This is a genomic window from Flavihumibacter sp. UBA7668 (assembly GCF_002483205.1).
Lineage (GTDB): Bacteria > Bacteroidota > Bacteroidia > Chitinophagales > Chitinophagaceae > Flavihumibacter.
The window spans coordinates 684,595-702,095 of record NZ_DLHM01000007.1 but is presented as its reverse complement, the minus strand read 5'-3'; the positions used below and the strand labels follow the sequence as shown (position 1 = coordinate 702,095).

Genomic DNA, 17,501 nt, shown 5'->3' with positions numbered 1-17,501 from the left:
CATGCGTTTTTCACAGATCCGTTCATACGACAATTATATAAAAGCCAACTTACAATTGAACCTGTTGGTTGATAGTGGAATCAATTGTCATCTCAAAGATGAACATACGGTTACGATTGATCCATTTTTGAGTCCCGCCCTTGGCGGCATTAAACTGATGGTGCTGGACACTGACCTGAGCCGCGCCCAGCAAATTCTGGAAAGCGCGGAAGATGCCTATATAAAAACGCTTGCTTGTCCGGGTTGCGGAAGTAAATCACTGGAGCGTCAGGCCTTGGTTAAACTTCCGGGATGGGGTAAGCGGTTGGTGGATCGGTTGCGTGGTATCAATGAAAGTGTTTTCAGTTCTGAAATTATTTGTCGGTCCTGTGGTCGCCGGGCGGATGATTTGGGTCAATTTTCCTGATTTTTGATTTTCTGATTGGCTGTCTTTGGTAACTTGTTCTACCAAATGCTGCCATATGGAAGAATTTTTTGCTTATTGGGCTACCATCCCTTCCGGTCATCGGATACTACTTCTGATGGGTGGAATGATTTTTTTCTGGTTGCTGGAGGGGTATTATCCACTTTTTAAATTTTCCTTCAACCGTGTTCGGCATGCGGGTGTTAATCTTGTTTTTTTATCGACCACTTTAGTTTTAAACCTGATATTCGGATTGGTTACAATTTGGTTCTGTGCATGGGTTGTTGAGAACCAATGGGGATTATTACAATGGTTTCCTCTCAATAGCTTGTTACAAATTTTGGTTGGGCTTTTACTCATGGATTTATTTGGTCAGTACATTCCCCATTGGTTCATGCACCGGATAAAGTTTATGTGGAAATTTCACATGGTGCATCACAGTGATACCAAGGTGGATGTTACGACAGGAACCAGGCATCATCCGGGTGAGTGGTTGTTTCGTGAAACCAGTACAATCATTGGGATTCTGGTAATTGGCACTCCGGTGTGGCTTTATTTTTTATATAGGGGTTGTGCCGCTTTGTTCACACATTTTAATCATGCAAATATCCGGGTTCCCCGATGGCTGGATTATCCCATCAGTCTGATTTTTGTTTCTCCTAATATGCATAAAGCGCATCATCATTTTGAGCGACCGCTTACGGATACGAATTATGGAAATATTTTTTCTGTTTGGGATCGGTTGTTCGGAACTTTCCGGTATGTTGATCCGGCTGGTTTACGGTATGGATTGGATGTACTGGAAGACAGGACGGATGAGGATTTGGGTTACCAGTTCAGGATTCCTTTCAATAAGGATATAAAAACCGATTATTGATGCATCTTTGTTTTCAAAATAATTTTTGATGGGGAAAAGCATAGCGATGATTCCTGCGCGGTATGATGCAACACGGTTTCCGGGAAAATTAATGAAACCGCTGGGAGATTCGACAATAATTCGGAAGGTATATGAAAATACGGTGGCAACCGGCTTATTTGACGAGGTAAGTGTGGTTACGGACAGCGATATTATTGAGGCGGAAATAGTGGCTGCGGGGGGAAAAGTGTATCGAAGTAAACGGGCCCATGAAAGCGGAAGTGACCGGATTGCTGAAATAATTGAAAACATGGAGGTGGATATCATTCTGAATGTACAGGGTGATATGCCCTTTGTGAAACGGGCTCCGCTTGAAAATCTGCTGGCCAGTTTTAAGGATCCTGCTGTTCAGGTGGGATCATTGATGCAGGAAATGCACGATGCGGAAGCGGTGAAAAATCCGAATGTAGTAAAGGTGGTGGTTGATAAATTTGGAAATTCGCTTCTATTCAGCCGTAGCCCCATACCATATCCGCGCAGCACGGAGCCTCCGGTTATCTGGTATGAGCATGTGGGCGTCTATGCCTATCGCAAATCGGCTCTTCTGAATTTTACTTCCTGGCCGATGACTCCACTGGAAGCAGCGGAAAAGATTGAGTGCCTGCGTTACCTGGAAAATGGAATTCCTCTAAAGATGGTAGTTACAGAATACCTTGGGGTTAATATTGATACTCCGGAGGATTTGGTCAAAGCAGCTGAGTATCTGAAATCCTTTTAGGTGTCAGACAGGTGTTAGAACGCTGTTAGAGAAGTGTCAGATACATGTTAGAACAACATCCTAATACCTGTCTGACGTCTCTCCAACAACGTTCTAACACCTGTCTGACACCTAACGTTTGAAAACCGGAACAGTGGAGCAGGGTTCTCCGTACATGATAGAGCGGACATGCGGCAAAAGTAGCCGTGTGATTTCGAAATAAACGTATTCGCCAATAGCAAGATCACCGCAGCCTTTGATTACCAATCGCTTATCAGAAAAGGATGCCAAATCCAAAGAAGCCAGCCGATCCAGATATAGTTTTTTACGAAACTCCGTTTCAGTTCCCTGATAAATTTCTGCAGCCACTGGTTGCAGATAGGTTGCCACCAACATATAAGCCCACATCGGAATGATGGCATCAGCCGTACAAGTAACAGTCACCAGCTTTCCTCTGTAAATTTCCCAATCCAGCTCCTTCATTGCAGCGCGGAAGTCTTTTTCCTTCAGAATCAAACCCATGAACAGATGCGCCGCTAAATCAAACACCTTTATTTCCTGATTCGGATAATATGCATCCAGATCCAGCGTAATCAATCCACTTTCAGCTACTTTATTAATAATAGTATCCGCCATACAAACTGTTTTATTATCTAACAAATTCCGGATTACAAAGTTACTAAATAAAAAAAGGACCCCTGTTGGAGGTCCCTTTTCATTAACTCATTATAAATTAAAGAACTTTTGAGCGTTGATCTTTAACATCTGCCGATTTGCGAAGTGCATCCACTGCACGGAATCCTGCAGACTGGCGAATTTGTAGCATGTTCGCTTTTCTTTGCTCTTCCGCATTTACTCCACCATCAGATACAGCTCCTACAGTTTCTGTTTTAATAACGAAAACCCCTCCGTTTCCTGCAATTGGAGCAGAAACTGCAGACTGGAATGCCTTGTTAAAGGCAGCACCAATTACTTTTGGTTCCTGACCCACATTTGGAATAAACGGTGAAGAAAAACGTACACTATCGGCACTTAATACAGCTTGAGAAGTAGCTGCAGCTACTGCATCCAGGGTAGAAGCTGTTCCAATTTTCTTTTTAATTGCTTCTGCTTTTTTCTGATTGCGAACCTGGAATTCAACCAAAGAACGTGCTTTTGCAGCCGCCATCAATCCCTCTTTGGAAATTTCAGTCAGCATTACCACCACAAATTTATCATCCACACTAAAGGGCTCAGAAACATCGCCGATGGACGCCTCATTCACCCAACGAACCAGCTGACGGCTGGATCCCAATCCGGGTACCATTATATCATTTGGCTTGATTTCCTGTGCCAGCAGTTTGGTAAGCTTGTTTTTTTCTGCATTGGCATTGAAGGATTTTGCATCCCTGCTTTCACCTGCAAACTGATTGGCTGCGCCTGAAGCGGTATTCTCCGTTTGCTGACTGGCAATAACCGGGCGACTTAAATAGGCCACTTTATATGCCTGCTCAAAACCTTTTTGATTTAATACCTCTATATAATGGTAGCCAAAATCTGTCTTTACCACTTTTTTATCTCCAGTAGATCCATAAAAAATGAACTCGCCGAATTCTTTGGCCAGGTTACCCATTTGCTGTGAGCCAAAATCGTATTCACCTCCTTTATCCTTACTACCGGGATCTTCACTGAATTGAGCAGCCAATGCAGCAAAACTGGATCCACCACGAATAGCACCGGCAATAGAATCAATCCGTGCCTTTGCAACGCTATCGGGTGTTGTTTGTGTACTAATTAAGATATGGCGGCATTTTACGCTATCCGGCATGGAGCGTTTACCCAACATTTTCGCCAGCACATAATTTCCTCCATCCAGATAAGGTCCATATACCGCGCCGTCTGCCAGATTACGAATCGTATCCGCATTGGGAACCTGAAGTCTGGATTTTAAAACATATCCGTCAAAAAATGGAACATCACTGTTATTTCTGGATAAAAACACAGCTGCATCAGTTGAACTGGCAAATTCATCCCGGAGATTCTGCAAATTGGTACGAACCGATAAAGTATCTTCCGCAGTTGGGGCAGCACTAAAGCTTACATAACTGATGCTACGAGATCCTTCCTGCTTGAACTCTTCCTTTCTTTTGGAAATAAAAGCAGTAATATCTTCATCCGTTACTTTTATTTCTGGCAGGCTGTCACTGATTGTAGTATAAGGAACTGCAACAAACTTAATAGCTGCAATCTGGCTGTTTTCAGCAGCAGTTTTTTCAGCCATCCATTTTGGTATATAATATGTGTTACCAAGAAGAGCAGTATATTTTTCACGTAAACGCGCACCTGCCAAAGCCGGCAAATACACATCATTGAAGTTTTTTGTCATCTCGTTATTCTTCTGCTTCTTCAACGCATCAATGGCTTCCTTTGCTTTATTGGCATCGTATTGCCCCTGCTCGTTGGTGAATTGCTGACGAAAATCCTGAGGAGGATTATCACCAAACAGCATATCATTTATTTCGGGAGCTGTAACTGCAAGTCCCAATTTTTTATATTCAGCTTCCAGCACGTTCTCTTCAATGAATTGGTTCCAAACCTGCTCCTGTATATTCTGCCGCATCAGTTCATTAATCGGATAACCCTGTTGCTGGAATTGATTTTCCTGAAGTTGAAGACGTTTCTGATATTCAACATAATTGATTTCCTTTCCGTTTACAGAGCCCAGAGATGACTGGCTTCCTCCAAACAGATCACGCCCACGGGCGCCTGATACAGAATCCATCAATAAAAAACCCAATAAACTCAAAGCAATTACAATGAAAACAAGCCAAGCTGCCTTATCCCTGATGTTTTGAATGATCGACATGGTGCGTTCTTATTATACTATTATATTATTAGCAAAAAAATGAGGAGCGAAAATAAGGAATTCCAACTTATGAACAAATTGTGGAAAAAGCCGGAAATACGCTACAATTCTGCCTTTCACCGATTTGATTGCTCTGCTTATTAGTAGCAAAACATGAAACATTATTACAAAGTTGAATATTAATTTTTAAAATTGTTTCACGTAATTTATCAATTGCTATGCCCTGGAGACCTAATGATTTCAGGGAAAATTGTAAAAAATGGGCATTTGTGAAACCTTAATTCACAGTCAAATGTTAATGAAGCCAAATTTTCGTGGATAAACCGCCTTTTGTTGCTTTTGATTCGGGGATAGATTACCAATAAGTTCAGGCATGCTCCCGGCTTTTTCCATTTTGGTCGAACAACCATTGATTTATTAGATTTCAACTAACAGGAAGGTAGTAGTTTTGTTATACAGTGGATTCGTAATCCACCGTTGTTTATAAAGAGGCAAAACTTAGGGAGATAGCAGCATTGGTTCTGTTTGTATCTTGTGGATTGATGTGGATAACCAGGCCTTTATTACATTACCAAGCTTTTAAAAAGTTCTTATCCCCATATCCACAGCCCTAATAGTAATAGGTTATTTTTTATAAAATATTATATAGTATATACTATGGCAGTTATTAACATGGAAGATGCAAGAAAAAATGTTTCCCGAGTTGGCTTTCTGGATATCGAGTTGGATCCTACATTGGATTTGTTTCTGGAGATTGAGCGGCTCAAAAAAGAAAAAAACGCCATTATCCTGGCACATTATTACCAGGAACCGGATATTCAGGATGTGGCAGATTATATTGGGGATAGTTTGGGTTTGGCCCAGCAGGCAGAAAAAACGCAGGCGGATATCATCGTTTTTGCCGGTGTGCATTTTATGGCGGAAACTGCAAAAATTTTAAATCCCAGCAAGAAGGTATTATTGCCTGATTTGAATGCGGGCTGTTCATTGGCCGATTCAGCTCCTGCAGATTTGTTCAGGGCGTTTAAGGAACAGCATCCGAATCATATCGTGATTTCTTATATCAACTGTACTGCTGATATTAAAGCACTGAGCGATATCATCTGCACCAGCAGCAATGCAGAAAAAATCATTGAAAGTGTTCCGGTTGATCAGCCCATCATTTTTGCACCGGATAAAAACCTGGGTGCTTATCTCAACAAGAAAACCGGCAGGAATATGGTTCTGTGGAACGGAGCCTGTATGGTGCATGAAATTTTTAGTCTCGAAAAAATTACCAAATTGAAGGTTCGGCATCCGGAGGCAAAATTGATTGCGCACCCGGAGTGTGAAGACCCCTTGTTGCGCATTGCGGACTTCATAGGGAGCACAACCCAGCTCCTGAAGTACACACAGCAGGATTCTGCAAAAGAGTTCATTGTTGCCACGGAAACAGGCATTTTACATCAGATGCAGAAATCTAGTCCTGAAAAAACCTTTATTCCGGCACCACCCGACAATAGTTGCGCTTGTAATGATTGTCCGCATATGAAGCTTAATACCCTGGAGAAACTTTACCTCTGTATGGAGTATGAAACACCTGAAATTACTATGGACGAGGCATTACGCATTGCTTCCAAAAAGCCAATTGATCGCATGCTGGAGATCAGCAAAGCAGCCGGATTGGGAGGCTAAATAAAATATTAACAGGTTTATCCACAGCAAAGCAGTAGCTTTGCTGTTCTTATTTTCGCTGCCGCTATTGCGATTTCCCACCTTCTCGTTCTGGTTGTATCGTTTCTAAGACGCTTAAGGCTTGAGTTAGCCTTCATTTTTAAATTAAATTATTTACTGTGAGTTTTTCGCAATTAGCGATCTCAACCCCTATTCTCAGGGCGTTGAACGATTTAGGATATTCCAATCCTACCCCCATTCAAAGCAAAGCAATTCCCATTGTTAGTCAGCGTAAAGATTTGCTGGCATGTGCTCAAACTGGTACTGGTAAAACTGCTGGTTTTGCTATTCCGGTTTTACAATTGATGGAAGAAGATAAAAAAGAGCAAAAACCCGTTCGTGGTATTCAGGTGCTGGTATTGACACCAACCCGTGAATTAGCTATCCAGGTAGAGGAAAGTTTCCGTGATTATGGAAAGTATCTTCCCTTCAAAAGCATGGCAATTTTTGGCGGAGTTTCTCAGGTTCCGCAGGTTCAACAATTACAACGTGGTGTGGATGTATTAATCGCTACACCCGGACGTTTGCTGGATTTGATATCACAGCGTTTGTTGTCGATTGACAGTATCCGTTATTTTGTTTTGGATGAAGCGGATAGAATGCTGGATATGGGATTTGTACATGATGTTAAAAAGATTCTTCAGTTCATTCCCGCGAAGCGTCAATCCTTGTTTTTCTCTGCCACCATGCCGGATGAAATTAAACAACTGGCTGCACGGATTTTGGTAAATCCTGAAACCGTTGCTGTGACACCTGTATCTTCCACAACTGATCTGGTTAAGCAGGAGTTGATTTATATGGATAAGGAGGAAAAAAGAGACGGTCTGGTTCGAATCATCCGAGACCTGTCAATTTCGACTGTTCTTGTTTTTACCCGTACAAAATATGGTGCTGATAAGCTATCCAAGTACCTGCAAAAATCTGGTATTTCATCTGCTGCCATCCATGGTGATAAAACCCAGGGAGCAAGACAGCGGGCATTATCTGATTTTAAAGAGGGTAAGATTGTAGCATTGGTAGCTACTGATATTGCTGCACGTGGAATCGATATTGATGAACTGGCTTTTGTGGTAAATTTTGAATTGCCGAATGTTCCTGAAACCTATGTTCACCGGATTGGCAGAACCGGCCGTGCTGGAAACAGTGGTCGTGCTTTTTCATTCTGCGACAGAGAAGAAAGGCAATACCTCAGGGATATTGAAAAGTTAATTGGTAAAAAGATTCCTCTCCGTAAGGTGGAGGTGGCTGAATTAGTATAAGTACCTGTTTGGTAAAAAAATAAAAGGCTGAAATACATTATTAATAAATATAATGTATTTCAGCCTTTTTTTATCTGCCCATATACACCATCAGAATCTGAACATCACTTGGATTTATGCCGCTTATTCTACTTGCCTGGCCAAGTGTTCTGGGACGAATTCTTTTTAATTTTTCCCGGGCTTCGTTGCTGATGGCAGCCACTTTTGTATAATCAAAACTGTCTGGAATTTCCAGACTTTCCATTTGATTCATACGTCCCACCAGTTCTTTTTCTTTTTCTATGTAGACATCATATTTCAATTGGATTTCTGCCTGTTCAACAGAAGCCGGTGGTTGAGTTACCAGCGCATCATGTAATCTTGGAATTGCATTCACCAATTCTTTCATAGATAAATTTGGACGAAGCAACAATTGTGATGCTTTTTGTTTTTGGTTGATGGGTGCGGATTTTATTGATTCCAAAAAACTGTTGACTTCTGCCGGTTCAATGGAAAAATCCTGTAAGATTTTTTTTACTTCTTCTGTACCCTGCTTTTTAGCAAGTACAAGATTCATCCTTTCCTGTGATGCAAGTCCCATTCTAAAACTTGCTTCAGTTAATCGCAAGTCAGCATTATCCTGGCGAAGTAATGTCCTGAATTCTGCCCTGCTGGTAAACATGCGATAAGGTTCTTCCGTTCCTTTTGAAATAAGGTCATCAATTAAAACGCCGATATAGGCATCACTTCTTTTAAGAATAAAGGGTGCCAATTCTTTTGTTTTGAGGTGTGCATTTATGCCGGCCATCAAACCCTGGCAGGCTGCTTCCTCATATCCGGTTGTTCCGTTTATTTGTCCGGCAAAGAAAAGATTGGAAATCAATTTTGTCTCCAGGGAATAAGTCAATTGAGTAGGTGGAAAATAATCGTATTCAATGGCATAACCCGGACGGAACATTTTGGCTTTCTCAAATCCCGGGATGGATACCAGTGCTTTATATTGAACATCTTCCGGAAGAGAGGTAGAAAATCCGTTTACATAAATTTCTACCGTATTCCAACCCTCGGGTTCAACGAAGATCTGGTGTCTTTCGCGATCAGCAAACCGATTGATTTTATCTTCTATACTCGGACAATACCTTGGTCCCACTCCTTCTATTCGGCCGGTATACATCGGACTTCTGTCGAAGCCGGTTTTTAAAAGTTCGTGAGTTTGGGAGTTGGTATAGGTTATATGACAACTCCTTTGTTCAGTTGCTTTTACCAGGGGTTGAGGAAGATAACTGAAACCAACAATCGTATCATCTCCTTTTTGTTCTTCCATTTTAGAGTAATCCAGGCTTCTTCCATCTATGCGGGGAGGTGTTCCGGTTTTAAGCCGATCTGATTCAAAGCCAAGTTCTACCAATTGCTCTGTAATGCCGGTAGCTGCTTTTTCTGCCACTCTCCCACCACCAAATGTTTTTTCGCCAATATGTATTACTCCATTTAGAAAGGTTCCACTCGTTACTACCACTGCTTTTGAAACTATCTGATGCCCTAACCCGGTTACAACTCCAGCCACCCTATTATCCTTAACTATCAGACTTTTTACCATATCCTGATAAAAATCCACATTGGGGGTTTGTTCCAGCAATTCTCTCCAGGTGGTGGCAAACAACATCCGATCATTCTGTGCCCTGGGACTCCACATGGCGGGTCCTTTTGACTGATTCAACATTCTAAACTGGATGGTGGATCGGTCAGTTACTATACCAGAATACCCTCCCAGCGCATCAATTTCTCGAACAATTTGTCCTTTTGCTATTCCACCCATAGCCGGATTACAACTCATCTGTGCGATGGTTTGCATATTCATTGTAATCAACAACACCTTGCTGCCCAGATTTGCTGCTGCTGCTGCTGCTTCGCAACCCGCATGTCCGGCTCCTACCACAATTACATCATACTCAGGAAACATGATAAAGATTTAAGGTGCAAAAATACGTTGTGCAGAAGAAAGCAGAGGAATAATATGTTGCGGTTGTTCCACGTGGAACGGAGGAGGAAGGGTAATGGAAAGAGGGAGATGGGAGGAGGAAATTAGGAGATGGGAGAGAGCTGAAAGGGTAAGAAAGCAGGCACATCAGATTAATTAGGGTGCTAATAGAATTAAGAGATAACAGTTGGTTGGTTTGCAATAAACAATTCTGAACCTGGAATAGTCGCGTTCAATATCAGGATGGTATTAGTTTTCGGTTTTGGTGAAGGGTTTATTTGATTAACAGATATGAGAAGGTTTAATTGTACCTATTAATATGTACAAGGGTATAGGTATCTACAGGTAATATATCACCCTAAACTTGTTCAGCACAAGAAATTAGTTGGTCGCTTACCAGGTAGTATTGGTTATGGTCAAATGGAGACGTTGAAGCTTGTTTCCAAACGGGTGGCCGCCAATGGAATCAACTATTAACAAACTGTTTCACGTGGAACATGGGAAACCGTGGAATAATCGATCTGAGTGCAGGGGAATTTTTACTGTTTAAAATACAAGCTCAGGTACTCCTCCTCCTTTTGGCGCATCAGCAATTCTTCTTTTTTTGTTTTATCCCGATAGCCACAAAGGTGTAAGGCACCGTGGAAGATGACCCGATGAAGCTCCCGCTGAAAGGATTCTCTATGTAAATTGGCATTCTCACGCACTCTGTCCACACTGATATAGATTTCACCCTGGGAGGGGTGGCCTTTATCTGCCATTTCAAAACTGATGATATCCGTATAGAAATCATGTTGAAGGAAATCACGATTAATGCTTAACAGGTACTCATCACTACAGAAAATATAATTGAGCTGCTCCAGCTGAGTTTTTTCTTTACGAAACAATTTCAACAAAAAGGCTTTACATTGGTTTCTATTGGGAAAGCTAAATCCCTTTGATATGTAGTGAAAGGATATATTATCGGTAGCTTTGTTCATCATTTCCTTAATTCGTAAAATAAATTGAATGGGCGGTCATAGTTTTGGTGAAGTTAGCATGAAACGATTATCTGATATAGGAATCGGCCGTACGGTCGTAATAAAAAGCTTTGAGAATAATGAAATATTCTTAAAGCTGATGGAAATGGGATGTGTACCAGGTGAAAAAATAAGGGTAGAACAAATTGCTCCACTGGGGGATCCGATCGCTATAACTGTTTCAGGATATAACCTCAGCCTCCGCCTGGATGAGGCGCGCAATATTTTTGTGGAAGAACTAGTATAAGTGGGACATGAAAATAGGTTTGTATTTTGGTTCTTTTAATCCAATTCATACCGGGCATTGCATTATTGCCCACCAGATAGCCTATCAGACTGATCTTCAACAGGTTTGGCTGGTTATATCTCCTCAGAATCCATTCAAGCCGTCCAATGGTTTATTAAATGAATACCACCGCCTGCATTTGGCGAAACTCGCTGTTCAGGGAATTGACAGATTAAAGGTGACAGATATAGAATTTCATTTGCCCCGGCCTTCCTATACCATTGATACCCTGGCTTACCTGGAAGAAAAATTTCCACAACATCAATTCTGTCTGGTGATGGGTAGCGATGGCCTTCAGAACCTGCATAAATGGAAAAATGCAGCAACCCTCGTAGAACGGTATGAATTGTATGTTTATCCGCGACCAGGATTTCCAGTTATTAGTCAACTGCCAGTGAAACTCACAGAGGTAAAAGCCCCTCTCCTCGATATTTCAGCCACCTTTATAAGAGAGCAGATTAAAAGCGGGAAAGATATACATTACCTTGTTCCGGAACCGGTTCGGGAAGAAATCGAGAAGAATGGCTATTACAGATAGCATCCTGCCAAACCCCGATAAAAAATCATACATATGCTGAATAAGCTCTTAAATTTATTCTTATTCGTTTGTTTATCAATATCTTCTGTAGCTCAAAAAACTGATAAAGTACTGGAGGCCAGGCTGCGCCAGCTGACGGCGGGATTTGAGGGAGATGTTGGGATCTATGTAAAACACCTGCCATCTGGTAAAATAGCGTCCTATCAGGCAGATTCCATTTTTCCAACAGCCAGTATGATTAAGGTACCTATCTTAATTGGTATCATGAATAAACTGGAGCAAAAGGAATTGAGTTACCACCAACCGCTGGTTTATCGCGATTCACTTCTGTATGAAGGGGAAGATATTCTTGGCTCTTTCAAAGATGGAGAAACCATCCAGCTTGCCAAAGTCATCATGCTGATGATGACCACCAGTGATAATACCGCCAGTCTCTGGTTACAATCACTGGCCGGAACAGGAACTCAAATCAATACCCTTCTTGATAGTATGGGTTTTCTTCATACAAGAGTAAACTCAAGAACGCCAGGAAGGAAAGAAAATCAGCAATTATACGGATGGGGTCAAACAACTCCAAAGGAAATGGTCAGGCTGATGGAACTTATGTACCAGGGTAAACTGGTGAGTAAAGAAGCCTCCGCACAAATGTTGAGAATAATGGGTCGTAATTTCTGGGATGAAGAAGCCATCTCCGTACATCCACCAACTGTTTTTATTGCTTCAAAAAATGGTGCAGTAGATGCCTCCCGCAGCGAAACCTTATTGGTAATGGCCCCCAATGGTCCCTATATATTTTCCATAATTACTAAAAATCAAAAAGATACGAGCTGGGAACCCAATAACGCAGGATGGGTATTGGCCCGACAACTGGCCCGCTTGCTCTGGGAAGAGTATGGTGGAAGGGAGAGAGGAGGAGGGAAAGAAAGTAAATAATTTTATAATATATTGATAATCAATTAATTAATAAAAATTAACCTTCCTGCAGATTCAGGCGGCTGACCTATTTTAAAACATTTCCATCTAGTGAGAATAAGGTGTTACAGAAGTTCTTGATAACCTTATTTAGGATGTATTCTTTAACCTGTATAGCTATATTAGGACGAGACAGACTAGGAAAAACGCCTTCCCCTCTCCCTCCTGCCCCCTCAACTGTGCGTAGGTAAACTGATTCCACGCAAATTCTTATACAACTCCATTGCATAGGAATCGGTCATGCCGGCAATAAAATCCACTACGTTTAAGGCTTTTCCATAGGCAGCACTTCCCTCCTCCCGGTACTGGTCCGGAAGAAGTTGTAATACCTTTTTCTCCCGGTGACTTGGTTTGTCATTTAAAACAGCAGGAATAAAATGACTTAATAAAGAATGCATTACTTCATACCCGGCCAGCTCTATTTTTACAACGGATTCATGGTTGTAGATACGCTTCACCGTTATCTTGTTGATTTCCCTCAAAGCCAATGCCATAGCGGGTTCTACGTCATCAAGCAAAGATCGGTTATAGGTTCCGGTTAGTATGTCGGATTCATTTTGTATAAAAATTTCTACGGATGCCTGCACCAGCTGATTGATACACATCGCCCTTAAAAAGGCGAGTTGCTCACGAGCATCTTCTTTCAAAGTTTCCAGTGTTGCATGGATCCGTTCCATCCTGTTACCTCTGCCGGCCTTTACTAAATTAAGCAAAGCCCCCACAGCAGTTGTACTATCCAAAATACCTAAGCGATGTGCATCTTCCCAGTCAATTACCCGGTAACAAATATCATCGGCCGCTTCAACCAAATATACAAATGGATGCCGCCGGAAAGAAAGGGGATTCTCCTGCTCCGCTTCCATGCCCAGCGCAGTTGCCAGTTTTTTGAAACTCTCTTTTTCTGACTGAAAGAAACCATATTTTTTACGATGTACTGCTGACCCATCACCTGCGATTGATTCACAGGGGTATTTTGCAATCGCCGCCAATGTGCTGTAGGTTAATTGATATCCACCCTGCTGCCGGTTCGCATAATGATGTGTCAGAATCCGAAAGGAATTGGCATTGCCTTCAAACTTTGTAAGATCCTGCCACTCTGCCGCACTGAAATGGGTTCTTAGCGCTTTACCATTTATCAGTTCATCTGCCGATTCAGAAAAATAAGCAGAAATGGCCGATTCACCCGAATGACCAAAGGATGGATTTCCAATATCATGCGCCAGACAGGCTGCCGCAATTACACTTGATAATTCAGAACGATAAAATTCACGTGAAGTCTCCACCTCCACCAGATCTGCCAGCCGCTGTCCCACCAATTTTCCCAGCGAACGGCCTACACTGGCCACTTCCAGCGAATGCGTGAGCCGATTATGAACAAGAATCGGTCCGGGTAATGGAAATACCTGGGTTTTATCCTGTAAGCGACGAAAAGCTGCCGAAAAGATCAATCGATCAAAATCCCGCTCATAAGCCGTTCTTGGCTGATCAGATTTATACTCCTGCCCAAATCGCGCATTTGAAAAGCATGTATTCCAGTTCATCATCCGTCAAAGGTAAATACGGATTCACCAAATAAATAGCTGCTCCAATTTTCTGCCTGCCATTTAATCAATAAGTTTGATTAGATTATTCCCCGCTCATGTTGCATACTGAACCCCTGCATATTTATAGGGCTTCCGCCGGCTCCGGTAAAACTTTTTTACTGGCATCAGAATACCTGTGTCTTCTTTTTGAATATCCGCATAAGTACAGAGAAATCCTGGCTGTAACCTTTACCAATAAGGCCACAGAGGAGATGAAAGAGCGGATCCTGGGAGAACTAAAAAAGATTGCCCTCGGAAGTGCCACCCCCTATGCCCGTATTATTCAGGAAAGAATTCCAACATTGCAGGATCCGGCAACACTTCAGCTTGCTGCAGATGCTGTTTATCGGACTATCCTGCACGATTATGCGAAATTCTCTGTCAACACCATCGATAGTTTTGTTCAGCAGGTTATTCGCTCCTTTGCATTTGAAATCGGACTGGATGCCGGATTCGAATTACAACTCAATCAGGATATTGTAAAAGAGGAACTGGCTGACCGACTTTTTGAATTGTTGGAAACCAATCAGGAATTATTGAATTGGGTAAAAACAATCGCCATAGACAGAATTGAAGCCGGACAAAACTGGGATTTCCGATCTGAATTACTATCTCTTGCAGGAGAAATATTTCAGGAAAGATTTTATCGGTTTGAACAAAACATGCGCCAGCTGGAAGATCCTTCGCGTGTTTTCGAGGAATTAAAAAAGACTCTGCAATCCACACAGAAATCAGTTGAAGCAACCATGCTTTTATATGGACAGAAAGCAACTGAATTATTGAAAAATTCCGGAATTGCGCTGTCTGATTTTTCAAGGGGAGAAAAAGGATTCATCAACTATTTCAATAAAATTCAACGAAAGGATTATACAGCCACCAAAACTGTTTTGGAAGCCCGCGACAATCTGCAAAACTGGACGGCCGCAAAAGCCTCAGCAGAAAGTAAAGCGAATGTTGAAGGTATCTATCCTGCGATAAATGAGTTACTGGGAAAAGCACTGGACTATTATAATGAAAAGGAATTGTCTTATCAAACAGCAATTGCCGTACTTCGTAAACTTAATAACCTGAGCCTGCTTCGCATACTCGCAGAACAGTTAAGTGAATACCGGCGCGATAATAATGTGTTGCTGATTTCTGATACACAACAATTGCTTCGTGAACTGGTAAAAGACAATGAAGCGCCTTTTATTTATGAAAAAATTGGAAACCGGTATCAGCATTTTTTATTGGATGAATTCCAGGATACCAGCCGCTTTCAATGGGAGAATTTTAAACCATTGGTAGAACAATCGGTATCAGTTGGAGCATTTAATCTGGTAGTGGGCGATGTAAAACAATCTATCTATCGCTGGAGAAATGGAGATTGGCGATTACTGCAACACCAGGTTAAGCAGGATATCGGAAAACAACTGGTATACGAAGCCAGCCTGCAGGAAAACTATCGGAGCAAAGCTGCCATTATTGATTTTAATAATTCGCTCTTTAGTACCCTGCCGAATTTATTGCAGCAGGATTTTTCACTTGAAATGAGTGAAGTAAGCGATGAAAAAATATTACAAAGACTGCATGGAAATCAGTACTTCACCATAATAGAAGATGCCTATAAAGATGCAGTTCAGCAAAAACCACCGAACTGTGAAGAAGGTGGGGCAGTTGAAGTGTGTTTCTATGAAAAAGAAGACGCCCGCTCTCCCTCTTCCTGGAAGCCAGCCGCAGAAGCCCGCATATGTGAATTGATTGATGAATTGCTGGTAGATAAAAAACTAAAGCCCAGCCAGCTTACTATTTTAACCCGCAATAATGCAGATGCCCGCAGGGTAATCAGCCTGCTGCTGGAATATAAACAAAGTTCGGCTGCCCGTGCCCGGGAATATAACCTGATCTCTTCTGATGCTTTGCTGATCAGTGCCTCACCAGCCATTCAGCTGATTATTGCAGCATTTCGTTTTCTGCTGAATGAAAAAGATGATATCGCCCGTGTTGAATTGATCCAGGCTAATGCAATGCGCCTGGGTATGGAAATCAATCAACCCATTCTCTACAGAAAGGAAATCAATCATCAGCTGGATCTGTTGCCAGCAGCCTTTTCCAAAGAGAAAAACCAGCTCTTACAGTTATCCCTGTACGAAGCAACAGAAACCATCATCCAACAATTCCAGTTGGATGAATGGGCGAACGAACAAGCCTATGTGCTGGCTTTTCGTGATCTGGTAAACTCCTTCAGCAGCAAAGGGAAACCATCCATCCGGGATTTTATTACCTGGTGGCAGGAAGAAGGAAAAAACAAGGCACTTCCTCTTGCCGGCGGAGAAAATGCCATCCAGGTTATGACCATACATAAATCAAAGGGACTTGCTTTTGATGTGGTGTTATTACCTTATGCAGACTGGAAACTAAAATCGGATAAAGGATTATTGTGGTGCGATTGGCAAAACGATGGTTCCGGATTGGAAGTATTACCGGTGGATATTCAATCATCACTTGGAAAAACGGAATTTGCCTACGACTATTTTGAAGAAATGCTGATGAGCAGGATGGATGCATTGAATCTTCTATATGTTGCATTAACCAGAGCTCGTCAGGGAATCTATCTGATGGCACCCCTGCCGTCAAAATCAACAGAAGCAAAAGGCATGTCCACCATTGCAGACCTGCTGTATCAGGGAGTTCAGCAACAGCATTCATTTATAATCGAAGGAAATCTGAAACCGGATAGCTCTATTAAAAACAGAGAAGATGAGTTAGAAATTCCCCTGGTTTCCAATTCTGCTCATCATGTTATGGCATTGAGAGAACCTGGTAAAGCGGAGCAGATTCTTCAATCTGCCTATTCTGACCAACAGAAAATTGGACAATTGGCGCACCTGGCATTGTCACGGATCAGTGGACCATCTGAATTAGACAACTGCCTGCAACGAATGCAACTGGAAGGACTTTTAATTACGCAACAATGGGAGCAGGTTAAAGAGTTTGTGTTGAAAGCATTGCAACATCCCCAATTGTTCACCTGGTTTAGCGGAGATTATACAACCCTGAATGAAAAAGCTATTTTATTACCCGGTGGTTCAATCAGAAGACCGGATAAAATTCTTGTTGGAGAAAAAGAAACGATTCTGTTGGATTTTAAGTTTACCCAGGAAACTGCAGCTTCGCATGGAAAGCAATTAAAACAGTATAAGGAATTGTTGCAGCAAATGGGTTATCCATCCATACAGGCATTTATTTATTACGGCTATAACCAGTCGCTGGTTCCATTAACTGCCTTAGCCAATCATCAGGGAAATTTATTTGGATAACGTGTAATGAATTA

Annotated in this window: 14 protein-coding genes; 9 read left to right on the top strand and 5 right to left on the bottom strand. The window is 41.9% G+C overall.

Features of this window, described 5'->3' with window-relative positions; translation table 11 throughout:
- Position 1 precedes the first annotated feature (1 nt).
- From B2746_RS20490 to B2746_RS20480, 3 genes are read left to right on the top strand one after another with little or no spacing between them, the layout of a single operon-like run.
- Positions 2 to 406, top strand: coding sequence for a DUF2007 domain-containing protein (locus tag B2746_RS20490; RefSeq protein WP_290798371.1), 405 nt, complete (start codon positions 2 to 4; stop codon positions 404 to 406).
- A gap of 55 nt (positions 407 to 461) precedes the next feature.
- On the top strand, positions 462 to 1,280 hold the full coding sequence (locus tag B2746_RS20485; RefSeq protein ID WP_290798369.1) for a sterol desaturase family protein: 819 nt from the start codon (positions 462 to 464) through the stop codon (positions 1,278 to 1,280).
- Between the two features lie 28 nt (positions 1,281 to 1,308).
- On the top strand, positions 1,309 to 2,037 hold the full coding sequence (locus tag B2746_RS20480) for a 3-deoxy-manno-octulosonate cytidylyltransferase (RefSeq protein ID WP_290798365.1): 729 nt from the start codon (positions 1,309 to 1,311) through the stop codon (positions 2,035 to 2,037).
- A gap of 111 nt (positions 2,038 to 2,148) precedes the next feature.
- On the opposite strand, the gene B2746_RS20475 is transcribed toward B2746_RS20480, so the two are convergent.
- Both B2746_RS20475 and B2746_RS20470 read right to left on the bottom strand, forming a co-directional pair.
- Positions 2,149 to 2,652, bottom strand: coding sequence for a DUF2480 family protein (locus B2746_RS20475; RefSeq protein ID WP_290798362.1), 504 nt, complete (start codon positions 2,650 to 2,652; stop codon positions 2,149 to 2,151).
- Positions 2,653 to 2,749: 97 nt separating this feature from the next.
- Positions 2,750 to 4,861: a peptidylprolyl isomerase gene (locus B2746_RS20470; protein ID WP_290798359.1), complete on the bottom strand. Its 2,112-nt coding sequence runs from the start codon at positions 4,859 to 4,861 to the stop codon at positions 2,750 to 2,752.
- A gap of 657 nt (positions 4,862 to 5,518) precedes the next feature.
- On the opposite strand from B2746_RS20470, the gene nadA reads away from it, so the two are divergent.
- Positions 5,519 to 6,535 carry a quinolinate synthase NadA gene (gene nadA / locus B2746_RS20465; protein ID WP_290798356.1) on the top strand — a complete coding sequence of 339 codons (1,017 nt, stop codon included), beginning with the start codon at positions 5,519 to 5,521 and terminating at the stop codon, positions 6,533 to 6,535.
- Between the two features lie 158 nt (positions 6,536 to 6,693).
- On the top strand, positions 6,694 to 7,833 hold the full coding sequence (locus tag B2746_RS20460) for a DEAD/DEAH box helicase (RefSeq protein ID WP_290798353.1): 1,140 nt from the start codon (positions 6,694 to 6,696) through the stop codon (positions 7,831 to 7,833).
- Between the two features lie 70 nt (positions 7,834 to 7,903).
- Here the strand turns inward: B2746_RS20460 and mnmG are convergent, their stop codons facing one another.
- Together mnmG and ybeY are read right to left on the bottom strand one after the other, a co-directional pair.
- Positions 7,904 to 9,772 (bottom strand): tRNA uridine-5-carboxymethylaminomethyl(34) synthesis enzyme MnmG, encoded by a 1,869-nt coding sequence (gene mnmG, locus B2746_RS20455; RefSeq protein ID WP_290798350.1) that lies wholly within the window; start codon positions 9,770 to 9,772, stop codon positions 7,904 to 7,906.
- Positions 9,773 to 10,329: 557 nt separating this feature from the next.
- Positions 10,330 to 10,773: an rRNA maturation RNase YbeY gene (gene ybeY, locus B2746_RS20450; protein WP_290798347.1), complete on the bottom strand. Its 444-nt coding sequence runs from the start codon at positions 10,771 to 10,773 to the stop codon at positions 10,330 to 10,332.
- 25 nt (positions 10,774 to 10,798) lie between these two features.
- On the opposite strand from ybeY, the gene B2746_RS20445 reads away from it, so the two are divergent.
- From B2746_RS20445 to B2746_RS20435, 3 genes are read left to right on the top strand one after another with little or no spacing between them, the layout of a single operon-like run.
- Positions 10,799 to 11,056 carry a FeoA family protein gene (locus B2746_RS20445; protein ID WP_290798344.1) on the top strand — a complete coding sequence of 86 codons (258 nt, stop codon included), beginning with the start codon at positions 10,799 to 10,801 and terminating at the stop codon, positions 11,054 to 11,056.
- A gap of 7 nt (positions 11,057 to 11,063) precedes the next feature.
- Positions 11,064 to 11,633: a nicotinate (nicotinamide) nucleotide adenylyltransferase gene (gene nadD / locus B2746_RS20440; RefSeq protein WP_290798341.1), complete on the top strand. Its 570-nt coding sequence runs from the start codon at positions 11,064 to 11,066 to the stop codon at positions 11,631 to 11,633.
- Positions 11,634 to 11,666: 33 nt separating this feature from the next.
- Entirely contained in the window at positions 11,667 to 12,566 is a 900-nt protein-coding gene (locus B2746_RS20435; protein WP_290798339.1) for a serine hydrolase, read from the top strand.
- Between the two features lie 212 nt (positions 12,567 to 12,778).
- On the opposite strand, the gene B2746_RS20430 is transcribed toward B2746_RS20435, so the two are convergent.
- Positions 12,779 to 14,146 (bottom strand): deoxyguanosinetriphosphate triphosphohydrolase, encoded by a 1,368-nt coding sequence (locus B2746_RS20430; RefSeq protein ID WP_290798337.1) that lies wholly within the window; start codon positions 14,144 to 14,146, stop codon positions 12,779 to 12,781.
- A 98-nt stretch (positions 14,147 to 14,244) separates the two neighbouring features.
- Between B2746_RS20430 and B2746_RS20425 the strand changes: the two genes are divergently transcribed.
- A complete protein-coding gene (locus tag B2746_RS20425) occupies positions 14,245 to 17,487 on the top strand; it encodes a UvrD-helicase domain-containing protein (protein ID WP_290798334.1) in 3,243 nt (1,080 codons plus the stop codon).
- The last annotated feature ends 14 nt before the right edge of the window (positions 17,488 to 17,501 follow it).